The sequence below is a fragment of the uncultured Succinivibrio sp. genome (assembly GCF_902756765.1).
Taxonomy (GTDB): Bacteria; Pseudomonadota; Gammaproteobacteria; order Enterobacterales; family Succinivibrionaceae; genus Succinivibrio.
Window position 1 is genome coordinate 13,899 of the sequence record NZ_CACVSS010000006.1, and the last position, 19,920, is coordinate 33,818.

At 41.3% G+C, this 19,920-nt stretch carries 13 protein-coding genes; 9 read left to right on the forward strand and 4 right to left on the reverse strand.

Going from position 1 to position 19,920, the window contains the following annotated elements:
• Positions 1-144 precede the first annotated feature (144 nt).
• The gene (locus QZU45_RS01665) at positions 145-1,326 is read left to right on the forward strand and encodes an efflux RND transporter periplasmic adaptor subunit (protein ID WP_295350828.1); all 1,182 of its coding nucleotides are present in this window, start codon (positions 145-147) and stop codon (positions 1,324-1,326) included.
• A 24-nt stretch (positions 1,327-1,350) separates the two neighbouring features.
• The gene (locus QZU45_RS01670; RefSeq protein ID WP_295350831.1) at positions 1,351-4,614 is read left to right on the forward strand and encodes an efflux RND transporter permease subunit; all 3,264 of its coding nucleotides are present in this window, start codon (positions 1,351-1,353) and stop codon (positions 4,612-4,614) included.
• A gap of 72 nt (positions 4,615-4,686) precedes the next feature.
• Here QZU45_RS01670 and QZU45_RS01675 read toward each other — a convergent pair whose 3' ends face one another.
• On the reverse strand, positions 4,687-5,835 hold the full coding sequence (locus QZU45_RS01675; protein WP_295350834.1) for a hypothetical protein: 1,149 nt from the start codon (positions 5,833-5,835) through the stop codon (positions 4,687-4,689).
• Between the two features lie 384 nt (positions 5,836-6,219).
• Here QZU45_RS01675 and QZU45_RS01680 point away from each other — a divergent pair, with 384 nt between their 5' ends.
• The 4 genes from QZU45_RS01680 (at position 6,220) to QZU45_RS01695 (ending at position 10,482) form a co-directional block, all read left to right on the forward strand.
• Positions 6,220-6,675 (forward strand): DUF805 domain-containing protein, encoded by a 456-nt coding sequence (locus QZU45_RS01680; protein ID WP_295350837.1) that lies wholly within the window; start codon positions 6,220-6,222, stop codon positions 6,673-6,675.
• Between the two features lie 542 nt (positions 6,676-7,217).
• Entirely contained in the window at positions 7,218-7,757 is a 540-nt protein-coding gene (gene hpt / locus QZU45_RS01685) for a hypoxanthine phosphoribosyltransferase (RefSeq protein WP_294998599.1), read from the forward strand.
• A gap of 287 nt (positions 7,758-8,044) precedes the next feature.
• Positions 8,045-8,554: a flavodoxin gene (locus QZU45_RS01690; protein ID WP_295350841.1), complete on the forward strand. Its 510-nt coding sequence runs from the start codon at positions 8,045-8,047 to the stop codon at positions 8,552-8,554.
• Between the two features lie 524 nt (positions 8,555-9,078).
• Positions 9,079-10,482 carry a sodium-dependent transporter gene (locus QZU45_RS01695; RefSeq protein ID WP_295350844.1) on the forward strand — a complete coding sequence of 468 codons (1,404 nt, stop codon included), beginning with the start codon at positions 9,079-9,081 and terminating at the stop codon, positions 10,480-10,482.
• Between the two features lie 240 nt (positions 10,483-10,722).
• Here QZU45_RS01695 and QZU45_RS01700 read toward each other — a convergent pair whose 3' ends face one another.
• Both QZU45_RS01700 and QZU45_RS01705 read right to left on the reverse strand, forming a co-directional pair.
• Positions 10,723-13,767: an efflux RND transporter permease subunit gene (locus QZU45_RS01700; protein ID WP_295350847.1), complete on the reverse strand. Its 3,045-nt coding sequence runs from the start codon at positions 13,765-13,767 to the stop codon at positions 10,723-10,725.
• The gene (locus QZU45_RS01705) at positions 13,767-14,849 is read right to left on the reverse strand and encodes an efflux RND transporter periplasmic adaptor subunit (RefSeq protein WP_295350850.1); all 1,083 of its coding nucleotides are present in this window, start codon (positions 14,847-14,849) and stop codon (positions 13,767-13,769) included. Before QZU45_RS01705 ends, QZU45_RS01700 begins: the two co-directional genes overlap by 1 nt.
• 227 nt (positions 14,850-15,076) lie before the next feature.
• Here QZU45_RS01705 and QZU45_RS01710 point away from each other — a divergent pair, with 227 nt between their 5' ends.
• Positions 15,077-15,631: a TetR/AcrR family transcriptional regulator gene (locus QZU45_RS01710; protein ID WP_295350853.1), complete on the forward strand. Its 555-nt coding sequence runs from the start codon at positions 15,077-15,079 to the stop codon at positions 15,629-15,631.
• A gap of 55 nt (positions 15,632-15,686) precedes the next feature.
• Here the strand turns inward: QZU45_RS01710 and QZU45_RS01715 are convergent, their stop codons facing one another.
• Complete coding sequence (locus QZU45_RS01715; protein ID WP_295350855.1) at positions 15,687-16,829, reverse strand: sugar ABC transporter substrate-binding protein; 1,143 nt, start codon at positions 16,827-16,829, stop codon at positions 15,687-15,689.
• A gap of 599 nt (positions 16,830-17,428) precedes the next feature.
• Between QZU45_RS01715 and QZU45_RS01720 the strand changes: the two genes are divergently transcribed.
• Positions 17,429-18,379, forward strand: a complete 951-nt coding sequence (locus tag QZU45_RS01720; RefSeq protein WP_295350857.1) for an ABC transporter permease — start codon at positions 17,429-17,431, stop codon at positions 18,377-18,379.
• 14 nt (positions 18,380-18,393) lie between these two features.
• Positions 18,394-19,893: a sugar ABC transporter ATP-binding protein gene (locus QZU45_RS01725; protein WP_295350860.1), complete on the forward strand. Its 1,500-nt coding sequence runs from the start codon at positions 18,394-18,396 to the stop codon at positions 19,891-19,893.
• The last annotated feature ends 27 nt before the right edge of the window (positions 19,894-19,920 follow it).

Consider the following 19,920-nt stretch of genomic DNA (forward strand, 5'->3'; position numbering starts at 1 on the left):
TTTTTAGCAAAATGACATACATTTGTCTTATTTGTGTTTAATAACAAAATGCGATTTAAGTTGCATAATTACAACCTGCTATATATTAAGCATTTTCACACTATACTTATAAATAACTCCTCATTACCCATAGGACCCTTGTGTATGTTATTGTTCAGAGCAAACAAATTCATATTACCTTGTGCGATTGCAGCCGCAATCGTTTCTTTAGCAGGATGTGGTAAATCAGAAAATCAGCAGCACGGAGCTCTACCAGTTGATGTTACACTGGTTAAAAAAGCCGATGTTGCAGTTATTTCCCGACTGACAGGAAGAGCCTCAGCAACCCGTAAGGCTGAAGTAAGACCTCAGGTTACAGGCATTCTTCAGAAACGTCTTTTTGTTGAAGGTTCTATCGTAAAACAGGGCGACCAGCTCTATCAGATCGATCCTTCTGTCTATGAGGCAAATGTAAAATCCGCTGAAGCAGCCCTTGCAAGTGCCAAGGCAACCCTGCACTCAACCCGTCTGAAGGCAGAAAGATACAGAAGCCTTCTTGAGAAAAAGGCTGTAAGCAAACAGGATTATGATGATGCTCAGGCAGCTTATCTGACCGCAAATGCCAATGTTAAGTCAGCAGAGGCAAATCTTGCTACCGCCAACATTAATCTTGCATACACCAAGGTTTACGCTCCTATTACAGGAACCATCAGCCGTTCAGACATTACCGAGGGAGCACTGGTTTCATCAGGACAGGTTACCCCTCTGACTACCATTCAGCAGCTTGACCCTATATATGTTGACTTAGGTCAGACCGCTGAGGAAAACATTCTTTTACGTAAGAATCTGACCGACGGCAAATTGTTGAACGATGGTAAGGCAAAGGTTGATATCTTCCTGTCTGACGGTACCAAGTATGCCCATTCAGGCACCATTGAGTTTGCAGAAATGAGCGTAGATGAGTCAACCGGCATGGTTAACCTCAGAGCTCTGGTTCCTAACCCAGAACATATTCTGCTGCCAGGCATCTTCCTGCGCGGTGAAATCAACCAGGGTGTTATGCCACAGGCTCTGACCGTTGCAGCAAACGGTGTTCAGCGTGAGGCTAACGGTATCACCTATGTATATGCTGTAAATGATCAGAATGTGGTTCAGAGAATCAACGTAAAGCTTGGAGCTCAGAGCGAAAACGCATACGTGGTAATTGACGGACTAAAAGAAGGTGACAAGGTTATTACCAGCAACACCCAGAAAATCCGCCCAGGTGTACCTGTAACTCCAATCATTCCAGGACAGGCACCTCAGGATGGACAGCAGGCTCAGCAGCCACAGCCACAGCAGAAATAAGATAGTAACGAGGAAAAACAGTAGATGGCTCGTTTTTTTATTAACCGCCCAATTTTCGCATGGGTGATTGCAATCTGTATTATGCTTGCAGGTATATTCGCAGTTAATACTCTGCCTGTTTCACAGTATCCTACAATTGCACCTCCATCCGTCTCCATCAGATCATCATATCCAGGTGCTGATGCCCAGACAGTGGAAAGATCAGTAACTCAGATTATCGAACAGAACATGACAGGTCTGGATGGCTACATGTATATGAGCTCATCCTCAGATTCATTCGGTAATTCCAGCATTACTATCACCTTTGAACCAGGTACCAATGCAGATATTGCTCAGGTTCAGGTACAGAATAAGATGCAGCAGACACAGTCTCAGCTGCCAACCACAGTTCAGCAGAACGGTGTTGATGTTTCAAAATCAACCGATGCCTTCCTGCTGATTGTGTCCATGTCAGCAACAGACAATGAGCATAACTCAACCGATATTTCAGACTACATGGAAACCAACCTTAAAGAGCCTTTGTCTCGTGTTGACGGTGTAGGTTCCCTGCAGGTTTTCGGTGCCCAGTATGCAATGCGTGTCTGGCTTGATCCAGAAAAGCTAAACAACTTTTCAATTTCAGCAGCTGAAGTTTCCGCTGCAATTCAGGCACAGAATGCTCAGGTTACCTACGGTTCTCTAGGTGGTACTCCTGCTGTTGCCGGTCAGATGTACACTTATACAATCACCGGTCAGAAGAGACTTGAAACTGTTGATCAGTTTGAGAATATTCTGCTGAAGGTAAATCCTGACGGCACCATGGTAAAACTAAAGGATGTCGCCAAGATTGAGCTAGGCTCAGAATCATACAATACCAGTGGAAAATACAACGGCAAACCATCATCTGGTCTGGCTATCATGCTGGCATCAGGTGCCAACGCACTTGAAACCGCCAAGAGAGTCAAGGAAGTTGTAAGCGAAAAGGCTCAGTACTTCCCGGACTGGGTTGAGCTGACCTATCCTTACGACACCACCGAGTTCATTGATGTGTCTATCAACGAGGTTTATCACACCCTGTTTGAAGCTATTCTGCTGGTGGTTCTGGTTATGTATCTGTTTATGCAGAACTTCCGTGCAACTCTGATACCATCTATCACAGTGCCGGTTGTACTTTTAGGTACATTTGCCATCATGCAGGCCTTTGGCTTCTCAATCAATACTCTGACCATGTTCGGTCTGGTACTGGCAATCGGTCTTTTGGTTGACGATGCTATTGTTGTGGTCGAGAACGTTGAGCGTATTCTTCATGAAGAACCAAATCTGACACCAAAACAGGCAACAGTTAAGTCCATGGATGAAATTACCGGTGCTCTAGTAGGTATTGCTCTGGTACTGTCAGCTGTGTTCGTGCCTATGGCCTTCTTCGGTGGTTCTACCGGTATTATTTACCGTCAGTTCTCAATTACCATCGTATCAGCCATGGTGCTGTCAGTATTCATTGCTATCGTGCTGACCCCTGCACTGTGTGCAACCATCCTTCTGCCTCCAGGATACAAGCCAGAAAAACGCAACCTGTTTACCTATATTGTCTACAGATTCGACAAGTTCTACGCTCCTGTACGTAAACTGATTGCAATGTGGAACAACTTCTTTGCCTATGTTTCCCAGAAATATCAGGATATGGTACTGGTAATTGTTCACAGAATCGGCAGATATCTGGTTTACTACACAATTATCTGTATTGCTCTGGTATTCGGCTTCACCAGAATTCCTACAGCCTTCCTTCCAAGTGAGGATCAGGGTGTGCTGCTGACCATGGTAAGCCTGCCTGCAGGTTCCACCAAGGAAAAGACCGAAGGTGTTCTGAATCAGGTAGCAGAGTACTTCCTGCACGCAGAAACAGAGAATGTTGAAAGTATTCTGACCGTAGCAGGCTTCTCCTTTGCAGGTCAGGGCCAGAATACCGGTATGGGATTTATCAAGCTTAAAAACTGGTCAGAACGTACTTCACGAGAACAGCATCCTGACATGATTTCAAACCGTGCTCAGATGCCTCTTTTAGGCGGTATTCGTGATGGCCTGGCTTTTGCTTTCAATATTCCTGCAATTCCAGAACTAGGTACTGCTGACGGTTTTGACTTCTATCTTGTTGATGGTGCTTCACAGGGTCATGAGAAACTGACCGAGGCCAGAAATCAGCTTCTTTATGCTGCATCACAGTCTAAACTTCTAACCCAGGTCCGTGCCAACGGTATGGATGATACCCCTCAGCTAAAGATCAAGATTGATTACGAAAAAGGTATGGCTCTAGGTCTGACTGCAGCACAGATCAACAATACCTTCTCTACTGCATGGGGTTCAGCATATGTTGATAACTTCATGGACAGAAACCGTGTTAAGAAGGTATACGTTCAGGGTATCGCAAAGGATCGTATGACCGAGAACGATCTTAAGAAATGGTATGTAAAGAGCAATAACGGCAGCATGGTTCCATTCAGCGCTTTTGTTACCATGGAGTGGACCTACGGTTCTCCACGTCTTGAAAGATTCAACGGTCAGTCTGCAATGGAAATTCAGGGTGCAGCCGTACCTGGAGTGTCATCAGGTCAGGCAATGAACGAAATGGAGCGTATAGCAAAAGAGGTTCTTCCTCCTGGCTTTGGCATCTCCTGGACAGGCGTTTCCTATCAGGAAAGACTGGCAGGTGCTCAGGGACCTATGCTTTACTTCGTTTCTCTGCTGGTTGTATTCCTGTCACTGGCTGCTCTATATGAAAGCTGGTCAATTCCTTTTGCTGTAATGCTGGTTGTACCTTTAGGTATTATCGGTGCTATCGCATCTGCAATCCTGACACAGTATATTCCGTTTGTTACATCACTTACCAACGACGTATACTTCCAGGTTGGTCTGTTGACCACTGTAGGTCTGGCCTCTAAGAACGCAATTCTGATTGTTGAGTTCGCAAAGGATCTGTACGACCGAGGTGAAAGACTTACCGAGGCTGTTGTACATGCTGCAAGACTGCGTTTCCGTCCTATCATCATGACCTCTATGGCCTTTATTTTAGGTGTGCTGCCTCTGGCTGTATCCTCAGGCGCAGGTGCTGCAGGACGTAACGAAATCGGTATCTGCGTTATCGGTGGTATGCTGACAGCAACTGTACTTGCTATCTTCTATGTTCCTGTATTCTTCGTGCTGATCATGAGATACTTCACCAAGTATGTTCCAGCCGATGTAAAACAGGAAAAGGCAAAAGTTCATCAGGAGAAAGTTGTTTCTCAGATAAAAGAAGCTAAAGAAGAAGATTAGTATTTAAGAAAGGGTTCTGTTGAAATGGTCACTGCAAATAGTGACCATTTTTTTTGCTCGAATTAAATATTTCTACTGATGAATCAGAATAGTTACAAGATCATGGTTGATATCATCCATCAGCGGAGCCATGGCAAATGGACCATGAGACAGACAGTCAACCAGAAGCTCCCTGTCATTGGTATTCTCTGAAGCTGTGAATTTTTCTGGCAGGAGATAGCCTAGTTTCTGAATATACAGTGCATTAGTCAGGTCGCACTCAGGAAGCAGCGCACGGGTTCTTCTGATAGCTTCAGTCAGCTCAAAGGCATTCTCCTTGTTAAGGCCACCGTGTCTGTTATCCATACACTCAATGATCTGATCCTTTTTAAAGGATAAGACAAAGTATTTCTGAGAATTGATTGGGAATGAGTTCATCTGAATCTGATTTACCAGATTAGAGGCAATCAGAGCCTCTCCCCACAGACTGTCAATCATCAGAATGTAGCTGTCTGAGGTAGTATCAAAGAGCTGATAGTGATCTCTGATAATAAGCGGAGCGGTAATCATTGAATTACTCTCTTCTCCAAGCAGGAAATCATCAACAATTTCACCTGCCTCAAATAAAGGTTCATTTGCATTAATCCTATATCCATGGTCAGAAAGATATTTTCTGAAATAGAAATAGGATACGGAATCATTCAGCCCATCAGGAGCAGTCAGCTTCTCGGGATCATTCTTCCCTCTTAACGCATTTTCAAACAGACATCTGTCTGAAACCTTACCTACAAGAGAATAGGTTGGAAGAATAACTGAATGAGCTTCAAAATACAGACCATCTCTTAAATTAGAATCAAGATCAAACTGTCTTGTATGAACAAAGGCAGAGAAAAGAGCATGAGCATAACGCAGAGAATTATTAACTCTGATATTGGTCAGACGGGTTACTCTATGAACTGAGGAGGAAAATAAAAGATAAAGTTTTCTTGAATTAACCTCAACACATTCAAAATCTCTGTCCTTTAGTAAACGGCTTTCAACCCATTTATCACGAAGTTCAGGAAGAACTGCAAGAATATAATGTCTGCCATCAGCACTTATATACAGCTGCCAGGTATCGGACTCATCCTCAAGCTCACCGATTACAATACCAGATGCAAGCTTATATTCAGAATCAAAAAAAGCATCACTCTCTTCATCTGAAATCATGAACTTGCTTTCATCTACAATAAAACTTGTCATATAAATATCTCTAACTCTTTAAGAACGTGAGCAAATAATAAAGAAATGATAAGGCATTTACTATGATTCAATTCTCACGCTTTTGAAAAAAAAATTACTGTTCAGCTACATGATACTTTTATTTGTATATTTATTTTTTCTTATTGATAATTATTCTTGTTTATTTTTCTAATTATTCAATATGTAGTAAAAAGGAGCATCAGCTCAAAATTTGCTTATGCTAATTTTCCTCTAAGTTTCAAAGAGTAAATTCAGAGCGCAAAAAAAATGTAATAAATTTTAATTTATCATCTTCTATAAATTAAAATAATTTTCATTTAGTTTTTCTATTTAAGAAACTTGTCCTTCGAATAAAACGTACACATTGAAAATTGGGGATCAAAAATGACATTCGTTGAATCAATCAAAACCTGCATAATGCAGAAATACATCTCAGTTCAGGGCAGAGCCAGCCGTTCTGAGTACTGGTGGTTTATACTTTTTAGCTATATTGTTAATTTTATTGCCAACTTTATTCCTCTAATCGGAATTTTAATCGCTCTTGCGCTTGTTATTCCAAGCATAACCGTAGCCGTAAGACGCTGTCATGATCTGAACAGAACCGGATGGCTTCTGCTTGCTCCAGCTTTAATGATTATTCTGGGCGGTATTGTTCTGGCCTTAGCTTTTTCAGGACAGAGCGAAATTATCATGTACCTGGCTGTATTTATGCTGGTTATTGGATGTTTTGGCGGTATAGCCTTATCCATCTACTTTATCTTCCCTGGTACTCAGGGTCCTAACAAATACGGTGAAGGTCCATACGTATTTACAGAAAACAAAGCTACAATTCAAGCTTAAAACTGTAAATAGTTTATTTGTACAGATCAGTAAAACAACTGATGCAAAAATCAGCTCCTCAGCAGCATAGCTTCTGAGGATTATTTTTACCTTATAAAATGCAGTCTCTAGAAACAGAAAATAGAAGCAATAGAAAAAAGTCATAAATACACATGATCAAAAGCGTCCGCAGCTGGAAGGATAGGTTCAAAGAAGGAAATCTTTCTTCCGATTCTATTGAAAGAGAGTCAGAACCAGAAAGATTCAATCTGGTTTAGAGGATGTACAAAGGAAGAGATTCATGACAAGAACTCTTCCTTTTTAAGTACCCCCACTTTAATCATATTTCACTGAAAAAAAACCAGAAATTATGAAACTCTTGAAAATACTGTAATTCACCTCACATTTTTCGATTTATCTGCCTAATGGTGATATAATTAGCCCTTCAAAATTTGCAATAGTAAACCATACTATTGTGATAAGACAAAGATTTTTATAGGTACGAGAGCGATCCTCTCTGCCTGAATATAACCTACAGGAAAAGCCTGTCTGGAGTTTTCAATATGATTACAATTCAGGAATTAAAACCAGTTTTTACAGCAGAACAGATTCAGAAAAGAGTAAAAGAGCTAGGTGAACAGATCACCCGCGATTATGAAGGAAAGGACTTCATCTGTGTTGGTGTTCTGAGCGGTGCAGTAATCTTCTTTTCAGATCTGCTGAAGAATATTGATTCCACCAGAGTTTCACTGGATTTTATGCGTGTATCTTCATACGGTAGCGCAACCGAGACCTCTGGAGTTGTAAAGATTATTGAAGACGTTAAATTCAATATGGCAGGAAAGAATGTTCTGATCATTGAGGATCTGATTGACTCAGGTCTGACCATGAAGAGAGTACAGGAAGTATTCATTGAGCGTGGAGCCAAGTCAGTAAAACTTTGTGCTCTGATCAACAAGAAAGAGCGCCGTGAGGTTGACGTTAACATTGATTACTACGGTTTTGAGCTGGATAGAGGCTTTATTTTAGGTTACGGTATGGATTTTGATGGCAGATACCGCAATCTTCCTGCAGTTTATGAAGCAGTAATCAAGGAAGAATAGTTTCTGATAATTATTCGCAAAAAACAGGCTCTTTTCTATGATTTTTCATCAGAAAAGAGCCTTTTTCATATAGAAAACTCTTTTTTTGAAATTTTATCTTTTTTTTCTTATTTAGCATGCCAGACACATTGAAGCGATACAGTCTGAAAAACACAGTTTTTCAGACTTTTTTTTACAAACCCAAAGAATTTTCATTAAAGATGATAAAGGTTAGCAAAAAGCCTTTTTTATTTCCCTTGTAAAAAATATAATTCCTGTGTTGGTTATTTTTAGATTTCGGAAGATTTATGAAAGAAGTAGCACTCTTTTATGGAACTTATACAGGCGTAACCGGAGAGGTTGCCCAGAAAATTGTTAATGAGCTTGGTGCCGATAAGGTTGATATATTCAATATCAGCAAAGATGGCGATAAGATGGAAAACTATAAGAAGCTCATTATCGGAACATCCACCTGGAGTATCGGTGAACTTCAGGAAGACTGGAATGATTTTATGCCTAAGCTGCAGAAGATGGACTTTACAGGCAAGACAGTAGCCCTCTTTGGTACAGGCGATCAGGTAGGCTACCCAGACACTTTCCTGGACGGTATGGGAATGCTTTATGAGACCTTTCAGTACAGAGGTGCAAATTTCATTGGCTACTGGCCTACTGTAGGCTACGATTTCACCAGTCCTCTTCCTCTTTTGGACCATGATCATTTTGTTGGTCTGGCTATCGATGAAGACAATCAGCCAGAACTTACAGACGAGCGTATAAAAGAATGGTGCAGTCAGATTAAACCTCTTTTAGGAATTTAAGCACCATAAGCCTATTCTTTGCACATTTTTGTGTAAATATTGGAAAGACAAATCCTCAGCTAAAGTAGTATCTGGGGATTTTTTATGTCACCTCCATTTTTTTACATAACATATTTATGTTCTGAGGAGGAACTAAGTTCCCAAACGAAGCCATTAACATTTCTGAACAACCTAGATGGCTCATGGAGGATAAACAGTTGGTTTTGACTTGGATCCATTCTCTCAGTCAACGGACTGACTAGAGGAAGGAGTCATATAGATTGTCTGGTATTTCATTCTGCACTGATACAGAAACTAGCAGTACTCATTTCTTTACATAATCAGAATTTTCTGCACCAAAACACAGCAAAATCATATAAACATTTTTTTTAATAGTCTTAGAAACTAAAATAAATAGCGTTAATTCAAACTTTTTGTAAATTGCAAAATAAAATAACTCTTTATTTTATCAGCTATAACACCTTATAATTGAGCGCTTTATTAGACTTAATAATAAGTTTTGTTTTTCAAATTTAGGTAAGACTATGACTTCTACAAAACGTGTAGGCTTTTCATCTAAGATTGGTGGACTGCTAGCCGCTGCCGGTTCTGCTATCGGTTTAGGTAACATCTGGCGTTTTCCTACCCAGTGTGGTGAAAACGGAGGTTCAGCCTTTTTACTGGTGTATTTCCTGATTATTATTTCATTCGGAATTCCACTTTTAATTGCAGAATTCTCAATTGGTCGTCATTCAAGAGCTAACGTAGGTAATGCCTATAGCGTTCTGGCTCCAAATTCTTTCTGGAAATTCGTTGGTTTTGGTTCTGTTGCCGTGGCTACCGTTATCCTCTGCTACTATAACGTAGTTGTGGGCTGGGTTTTATATTATGCATGGGACTCTGTAACCGGAACCTTTAATGATTTAGCCGCCATTCAGGCAACTGCTGAAGCAGGTAAAGACGTATTCACAGATCACTTCGTTGGATTCATTTCCAATCCATGGAAGCCAATCATGTGTCTGTTCATTGTTCTGGCTATTATCCACGGTATTATCGTCTGCGGTGTTCAGAAGGGTATCGAAAGATCATCAAAACTTCTGGTTCCAGCTCTGTTCGTTATCATGGTTATGCTGGTAATCTTTGCTGCAACCATGCCAGGTGCAGGTGATGCTTATTCATTCCTGTTCAAGCCAGACTTTGATGCAATCAAGAATCCAGATGTATGGTTGGCTGCATTGGGACAGTGCTTCTACTCATTCTCCTTAGGTATGGGTATTGTTACATACGCTTCATACTTCAGATCAGAGGTTAATCTTGGGCGTACAGCTCTGTCAGTAGCAGGTCTTGATACCCTGGTTGCTTTAATGGCAGGTCTGATTATCTTCCCTGCAGTATTCTCTGTTTCAGGAGTTGAGCCATCTGCTGGTGCCGGTCTGGTATTTATTTCATTACCAAACGTATTCCACAGTGCTCTGCACACAATGCCATTCTTCAACTGGATTATTCCATCAGCTTTCTATCTGATTCTGCTGGTGGCAGCAATCACTTCATGTATCTTCCTCCACGAGGTTGGTACTGCATTCATTGCTGAAAGAGCTAATATGTCCAGACGTACCGCTGCACTGGTAGTTACCATTGGTACATTTGTTGTCGGTATTGCAGCATCTCTGTCTTACGGACCATGGGATGTCAAGGTATTCTTCGGAATGAACTTCTTCGACTTCCTTGACTTCTTCACAGCTCAGATCGTTCTTCCTCTAACAGGTTTAGGCGCATCACTGTTCGTTGGCTACAGAATGCAGAGATCACAGCTTATTCAGGAACTTACCTCAAATGGTACCCATAAGTTCACTCTTGTTGGTCCATTCCTGATTCTGCTGAAATATATCATTCCATTACTGATTATCTTCATCATGGTAACTCAGTTATTCGGAATCAAGTTCGGCTAATCTTTACTTTGAACTCCGCAGTTGCTCTGCGGAGTTATCTTATTCCTTTCCTGTCTTTCCTTTTCATTCGATTTTATTTATCCACCTAAACAAAGAGATTTTCCCATTAGGTATTCAGCCTATGATATGGAACTCTGAGTAACTTACTGAAGTTATAGTTATTAAGGAAGGAGTAGTGGTTGAATAATCAGTCAAGACCTGATGAGAGCTTAAAAGCTGACAATCAGGTCTATTTACGAGTTACTCTATTTTCAAATACACAGAAGCGTACATGGCAGGAAGAACAAGTAAAGTCAGAATAGTAGCAAAGAGCAGACCAAAGGCCATTGCAGTAGCCATCGGCCCCCACAGAGCGTTGGTGGCCAGAGGGATCATGGCAAGGATTGCAGCCATGGCTGTCAGCATAATAGGTCTTAGACGACTGATAGAGGCACTGATCAGAGAATCATAGATACTCATTCCCTCTCTGATATGCTTTTCAATCTGATCGATAAGAATTACAGAGTTTCTGATGATAATTCCAAAAAGTGCAAGTAAACCTAATATCACCACAAAACCAACCGGTCTTCCTGTAATTCCAAGCCCTATGGTTACACCGATAATTCCTAGAGGAGCTGTCAGCAGTGTAATCACAACCTTCTTGATACTCTGAAGTTCAAACATCAGAATAACCAGAATAATAATCGCCATTACCGGTGCTGGTTTTAGGAATGAAGCAGTGTTCTTCTGGCTGTTCTCAAGTCCGCCATCCAGTTCAATACTGTAACCATGCGGAAGAGAATTTCTGAACTCCGTAAGATCACTGTAAATCTGAGCGGTTACATCATCACCACTAAGCCCGTCTTTGACTTCTGCACAGATTTTAACTGCAGGAAGACGGTCTCGACGCAGAATATTTGCCTCTTCTACCCCTCCTTCAAGGGTTGCTATTGATCCTAAGGTTAATTTCTTACCATCAGGGAGTTCAATAGGCATATCCGATAGAGTCTGGTAAATATCAGAATTCTCTGCTTTAAGTCTTAAGATAATAGGAATAGTTACATCCTTATCCTGCATTGAACTGATAACTTCACCTGAGGTTAAAAGCTTCACCTGAGAGGCTATAGAGCCAGAGGTTAAACCTAACTGTTTCAGTTTAAGGTTCTCAGCTCTGGTATCAAGGCCAATCATCTCCTCGCCTCCTTTTCTCCTGATATTCTTCAGGCTGTCATAGGTGTACATAATCTCCTCTACCTTTGAGGTGATATCTCTTACCTTGTTAAGGTCAGGCCCCTGAATTCTGAAAGTAACCGCATATTCAGTAGGAGAGCCGGTCACAATCAGCATGGTATGCCCGATAACCTCAGGGAATTTCTCTTCTATAAGAGACTTAACCTCCCGTTCAAGTTTTGTTCGCTCCTCAATTCCCTTTGCTACCATAATAAACTCAGCCATATTAGGTTTAGCATTGGCAGGAGAGAAAGTAAGCACAAAACGTGGATTCCCCTGACCTATGGTGTAGGAATAGTATTCAAGATTTTTACTTTCCTGAATTGCCTTAGCAAAACGTCCGGCAACCTCCTCACTGTTTTTGTAGGAGGCTCCTGCCGGCAGTTCCATTCTCAGAACCAGTTCAGGATGAGAGGAGGCAGGAAAGAATTCTGTACGCAATAACGTGAAGCCATAGGCACAGACTGCAAAAAGCACAAAGACAGAAAGGAGAACAACTTTTCTCTTCTCGATACAGAAAATCAGAAGCTTTTTATATTCTGCTCTGAATCGAAGTATAAAGGCGGCAACAGGGCTTTCCTTTTTCTCTGAGATTCTTCCAATCAGATGATAGGCAAAAAGTGGAGTTGCAAGACCAGCTACAAGCCATGACACTATAAGAGCAATAGTTATCACATAAAACAGAGAGCAGCAGAACTCTGAGGCAGAACCTTCAGCAAGTGCTACCGGTATAAAACCGGCACAGGTGATAAGAGTTCCTGTAAGCATCGGTACCGCGGTTTCACTGAAGGCAGCCACTGCGGCATCAACCTTGCCAAGACCTTCTCCCAGTTTCACGATAATCATTTCAATAACAATCATCGCATCATCCACCAGAAGCCCCAGACCTATAATCAGACCTCCTAAAGACACACTCTGAAGATCAATACCCAGGAAATACATGATGCTGAAGGTAATGGCAAGAACCAGAGGAATGCATAGAGCAACCACCAGTCCTGCGTGTGTTCCTAAACTGAAGATACTTACACCGAAAATGATTATGAGAGCTTCAACCAGACAGCGAACAAAGCTAAAAATCGCATTATCAACATTTCTGGCCTGATTAGCCACCTGATGAAGATCCATACCTGCGGGAAGAGAGTTACTGCACTCGTTTATGACTTTACCCAGTTCATCGCCAAATTTAATGATATTCTCTCCTGAAACCATGGAAACGGCGATACCAATGGCAGGCTCACCATTATAGAAAAAAGCGGTTTCACCGGTCTCAAGATAGGTATTTCTAATCTTCAGAAGATCAGCCAGCCTGATAACTTTTCCGTTCTTGTTGAGTGGCAACAGGGAGAGTTCGTCCTCCGATTTGAAGTTATTGTTAAGCCTCAGAGGAATCATGTCCTGTGAACCGGATATAATTCCAGAATCAGTTACAGTATTCTCACTTTGGATAAGTTTTCTGATCTCAGAGACACTGATGTCGGACTTAAGCATCACATAAGGATTGGCATCAGCATAAATACACTGGGTTCTTGTACCCAAAAGCATGACTTTCTTGGTCTGTTTAAGATTAAGAATGGAAGCTTTAATCTTTTCAGCCTCATCCTTAAGATCACGCATGGTATAACCTTCATCTGCGGTCAGAGCGTAAATCATTCCGTAAACATCATCAAAATGATCATTTACCTGAGGAGTTTTCACACCGGCAGGAAGATTTGGAGTTTCCGAAATCACAAGATTTCTGGCATCAGTCCACAGACGGCGAATATCATGCTTATTTACAGAATCCTTAAGATTTACGTAAATAATACTTGAATTTGGCATGGAATAGCTTTCCAGATTATCCAAATTCTCCAGATCCTGCAGCCTTTTCTCGAGTACATCAGTAACCTGCTCCTCCACCTGTCTGGCATCAGCTCCAGGCCACTGTGTATAAATAACCATCTGCCTTATGGTGTAGTCAGGATCTTCCATACGGCCAAGAGATAAATAGGAGAAAATTCCCGATATGACTAACAGGAAAGAAAAGAAATAGACAAGAGCCTTATGTGAAAGGCTCCATTTTGCAAGATTAAAACGCATTACATGATCTCCACAAGCTGACCTTCATGCAGTCTTGAGGCTCCTGCAATCACTATAACCTCACCATTGGAAAGCCCGGATTTAATCTCAACCTGATTTTCCTTAAGACGACCTAAGGTTACCTTTCTGAAAACAGCCTTACTGTTCTCTATTGAGTAAACTCCACTCTCACCGTTTATTGCTGTTACTGCACAGCGAGGTATGAAGCTGCTTTGCTCTGAAGGAGCAGCTGACAGGGCAACTCTTACAGTCATTCCCAGCTTAAGAGCTCCTCTATCGGCAAAAGAGGCCTTAACCCTGAAAGTATGGGTTTTCTCATCTGCAATAGGGGAAATCTCAAAGATACTGCCGTCGATTTCTTCCTTACTGTAATTTGAGGAAATCTTTACAGCATCTCCCGTTTTGAGCATTGAAACTGTCTGTTCTGGAACATTGAACTGAGCCTGAAGATTTGAATCTACAGCCATAGTAACCACAGTAGTACCTGTATTTACCACCTGACCGGGATCAGCATGCGTCTGTATGATTATGCCGTCCTTATCGGCCTTAAGCTCAGCATAATTCAGCTGATTTCTGCACTCCTCATAATTGGCATTAGCCTGCTCCAGAGAAGATAAGGAAGATTTATATTCATGTTGAGTCTGGTCATAGGCAAGCTTACTTACGGCGCCTGCACTTAAAAGTTTTCTGTAACGAGCAAGATTCTTCTGTGCAAGCTCAAGTGCTGATTTTGCGTGCTTAACCTGTGCAGATGCATTTCTGATACTCTGCTCCAGATCTTTTTTATCCAGAGTCAACAGAACCTGTCCTTTACTTACACGATCACCCACTTCCACGTGTCTTTCAAGAATTTTGCCTGCCACCTGAAAAGATAATGGAGTTTCAAACTGACTATGAATTTCACCAGCAAAAATCAGCGAAGATGACATCATATCCGAGGATACAGTCATTGTCTTTACTCTTAAAGGCATAACCTTTGTCGGAGTCTGTTCTCTGCTGATACCTATATTGAAGATCGCAATAACCGTAAAGAGCACGGTTGCGGCAAATCCGCACAGGTACTGCTTACGTGAAAATTTCATTATTTAACCCTTAAATCCACTTTAAATCACAAAAAATTCTGTCATAAAATCAGATAGATAATTTAAAGATAATAAATTATTGAACACCTGTTTTTTAGAAGTATATAAACTATATATAAGGCGTCAATTCACGTAGGATATGATCTGTCTGATAATAAACACTTATTAAACATGTGTTCATTATCTTTTTTTTACTCTGCCCGCTCAGAGACAATAAGGATCAGATAATGAAAGAAGATTTACGATTTAAAAAAACAGAACTTGCCATAAGAGAAAGCGTCTTCCACCTCTTAAAAAACAAGAAATCAAGCGAAATAACCGTTGCGGAAATCTCAAGACACGCTCTTTTGGGAAGAGGTACCTTCTACCAGCATTACCGTAGCATTGATGATCTTGTCAGAACCATTGAAGATGAAGCTATTTCTCACATGGAGAAAATCTACGATCAGAACGCTCAGGACAAAAAGATTGAGAATGTGGGATGTCTGGTTGTATATCTGATTGAATATTTTGAAAAAAACAGAGATAACATCCTACTGTTAATCAGAAATTCCAATGGAGAATTCACAGCAAGAGCAGTAAATATCTTTCTTAAAAAATACATCAGCTGTGATTACAAGGATACGCAGGAGAAGGTTCTGAGACAGGACATTATTGAAGGAACCTTTGCTATCTGCGGCTTTGTCGGTGTTATTAACCGCTGGATGTCAGGTGAGATTGCCTTTGAGAAAAAAGAGCTTATTGAGCTTTTAAACAACGTTCTATTCAAGATTTACAAATAAAAAACTCCGGCTTATTTAGCCGGAGCATTACGTTATTTAAATTGAGTTTTGGAAATTATTTAGCTGAACGAGCAGCTGCGTCCTGGATTGATAGTTTAGCAGCAGCAGCCTTTAAGCCTTCCATGTCTAACTTAGACATCTCAACGAACTCTTCAGCAGTATATGGTAACTTCTCTACGAAATACTTCTCGTACTCAGCATAGTCAGCTGGTGAAGATACATATAGATATGGGAAGTTAACATCTTCAAACTTGCCTTCGAAATCCTTGTAGTTGCCCTTGATTGCATTGTAGGTCATCATGAAGGCAAATAGAGGATCGCAGTAGTGACCGCCTGACTGACCAGCCATTGAGCCGTTCTTTAATCTCTCACCTAAATCAGGTAGGAAGTCGGTTGAAACGATCTGGATCTTGCCGGTCTTGCCTGCACGCTCAACAGCAGCAATAGCACCCTGTAATGGGTCACCGCCACCACCAGCTGGGATTAAAGCGTCTAGCTTAGGATTTGCAGCCATTAAAGCTTCAGCAGCCTTTGAACCACCTTCTGAAGTGGTACCTGCGTACTGTGGATCTGATAGAACAGCCTGATCATTTGGATGATCCTTGTTCCACTTTTCAACGCCAGCCTTGTAACCAGTCCAGCGGCCTAACCAGGTAGCGTCACCCTGCTCCCAGCCAATCAGACCGATGTTACGGCAGCCTTTGTCTAACAGGATGCCTACTAACTTCTCACCATTCTCTGGCTCGTTCTCGTGAACTGCACCGATGTAGTAAGGTGATTTCTCTGCCATCTTGTAGATAGCTGGGCTTGCATCCTTAGAAATAATACGGAAGAACTGAGTTAAATATACTTGGTTATCATTTGCAGTCTTAATTGCAGAAGTCATTTCAGTATCTGAAGAGTTACAGATAATGATACCCTGACAGCCTGCTGCGGCTAACTGCTCTACTGAAGAAGTAACCTTCTCTGATACGTGAGCCTGATCGATGTACTGAACCTGAACACCTAAAGCGCTGGCAGCTGCATCAAGAACTTTCTTACAGCATGAACCTAGAACGTCTGTTGATGACCAGATTGAAACACCAATCTTGATGTCTTTGTTTTCAATTGCACTTGCAGTGGTGCTGAAAGATGCAATTGTAGTAGCAACAGCTGCGCAAGCAATTGCTTTTGCAAATTTTTTCATAGTAAATTTCATATATTTATCCTTCAATGTTTGATTGGCAACTTGATATGGTTGCACGTAATGAAGAGAAAACTCTCGTTCGTTACATGTGTAAATAATACAAATTTTTTAGTCGTAAACGTGTGCGGAGATCACAAATTCAGAAAACTATTTTTCACCGCAGGTCAACTTTTTATATCTTTTACTTATATTTCAACAAGTTAATATTTTCTTTAAAAATTTACATTTGTGTATTTTTTTAACAGTATCAAAAACTCATCGAAAAGCTTTGTAAATTTTTTTAGTAATAGCAATGAGATGCGCATTTACTGTGATTAAATATGGCTACTTCTTCACAAATATAGAGAAGACAAAGGTTCATAACCATCTGTTACATAAAATCTTTTTGAAAGTTTTTGTGATTTAATTCATAAAAACGACCAAATTTAATTAAAATTTGTGCGTATTCATATATTATCGTAACCGTTTACGTGATTTTAAATTAAATTTCGTATACATTTAAATCAACAGAAATGCACAAATGTGCATAAGTACAACAAATGGCATCTGCCAAAGACTCAAAACAAACCCATGTCAGGTTTTACCTCACATGCAAAAAAGGAATCAACATCATGACTGGAATAAAAAATCTCTCCGGTGCAACTAAAGGTTACATAGTTTTAGTAGCACTGGTATTTCTATCCTGGGCTATATTCAAAGTTTTAACTCCAGACAACTTCGGTGCCCCAGACAATCTGCTTAACTACTTTCAGGCAAGTTTGATTGCCACAGTTGGTGCCATCGGATTCTATTTCGTGATGGATATGGGTCTGTTCGACTTTTCTATCGGTGCTAACATCATCCTGTCAGCAGTTGTAGGCTGTCAGTTAGCCAACCACTTTGGCATGGGTTATACCGGTCTTATCGGAGGTGCAATTGCAACCGGTGCTTTAGTCGGACTGGTTAACGGTGTTCTATACGTAAAGCTGCGTATTCCATCAATGATTGTTACTGCAGGCTTAGCACTTATTTATGAGTCAATTGCCAACTATATGGCAGGTGGCGTAGTTCAGACTCTGCCTTCATCACTGCGAGCTTTCGGTTCAATGCCAGGCAACATCATCCTTGCAGTAATCACCTTCATCATTGCATACGGTATTCTTAACTACACCAAGTTCGGTACTTACACCTACGCAATCGGTTCTGACGAGTTCGTAGCCAAGAACATGGGTATCAATGTTGACAAGTTCAAGGTATACGCATTCATTCTTTCAGGCGCATTCTTCGGTGCCATGGCTGTTCTAACCATCAGCTACGGTTCATCAATGGTTGCAGCAACCGGTATGTCATCAATGGCACGTAACTTCGTTCCTACCATGGGATGCTTCTTCGGTCTTGCATTCATGAAATACGGTATTCCACTTCAGGCTATTATCTTAGGTGAGTTCATCGTAAACATCATCTTCTTCGGCTTCATTTCACTTGGTGCTCCAACAGCTATTCAGGACGTTATCACAGGTCTTGCTCTGCTGGTAATCATCACATTAACCACCAAGGTATCTAAGGGCGAAATCGTTAAGTAATAAGGATAAGAAAAATGAGCGAAGTAAGATTACAGGTTAGAAACATTACCAAACATTTCGGTATCAACAGAGCATTAAATAACGTTTCTTTTGATATCAACAAAGGTGAAGTACACGCACTTATCGGTGAAAACGGCTCTGGCAAGTCAACCATGACCAACATGTTAACCGGTATTTATCCAATGGAAAGCGGAACCTTTACCTTAGACGGAGAGGATATCCATCCAAAGAATCAGGTTGATGCCAACAACAGAGGCGTATCCATCATTGTTCAGGAACTGGGTACTCTATCAGGTCTGACCGTTGCAGAGAACATCTTTTTAGGTCATGAGGAAAGATTCATCACCTACGGATTCAGAAATACCGCTGCTATGAATGCAGAGGCACAGCGCCTGTTAAACGAATACGGATTCAATTTCATCAAGTCATCCGATCTTGTAGACAACTACAATTTCGAGGAAAGAAAGCTGATCGAAATCGTAAAAGCAACCTACTTCAATCCAAAGATTGTAGTTATCGATGAGACCACCACTGCACTTTCACAGGAAGGCCGTGAAGAGCTGTACAAGCACATGAACCGCATCCGTGAGCAGGGAAATACAGTTATCTTCATCTCCCACGACCTGTCAGAAATTCTGGACAAGTCAGACACCATTACCATCCTTCGTGACGGTGAGTACATCGACACCGTAAAGAGCAAGGATGTAAATGAGGATGATCTGAAGAAACTGATGGTTGGCCGTGAGGTTACCGGTGACTACTACCGTTCAGACTACGGTGAGAAGGTAAGCGATGAGGTTGTGCTTTCAGTTAAGAACGTTACTGTTCCAGGTCTGATTTCCAACGTAAGCTTCGATCTTCACAAGGGTGAGATTTTAGGCTTCGGTGGTCTGTCAGAGTCCGGTATGCACGAAATCGGCAAGGCAATCTTCGGTGCAAGCTTTGACAGAGAAGGTTCTGTTGTACTTGCAGACGGCACACAGATTAACGATATTCCAACAGCAATCACCCACTCTATCGCCTACACCTCAAAGGATAGAGACAATGAGTCAGTTGTTTTGAATCAGAGTATCCGTGACAACATTGCTCTACCTTCACTGAGTGAATTATCAAACAATGCCGGTATTCTAAACTGGGGCAAGATTAAGAAATTTGCAATCGACTATGCAAAGGAAATGTCTGTAAAGATGGTAAATACCGATCAGTTTGTATCTGAACTGTCTGGCGGTAACAAGCAGAAGGTTGTTCTGGCTCGCTGGATTGGTAAGGGTTCAGACATCGTCGTACTTGATTCCCCTACCCGTGGTATCGATATCAAGGTAAAGCAGGATATTTACCAGCTGATGAACCGCATGAGAAAAGAAGGTAAGTCAATCATCATGATCTCTGAGGAGCTGATGGAACTTATCGGTATGTGCGACCGTATCATCATTATGAAGGACGGCGCTCTGAAAGGTGAGCTGCCACGTTCTCGCGAACTGAATGAAAACAGCCTGATCTCCATGATGGTTTAACGGAGCAATAACAAAAAATGACAGACA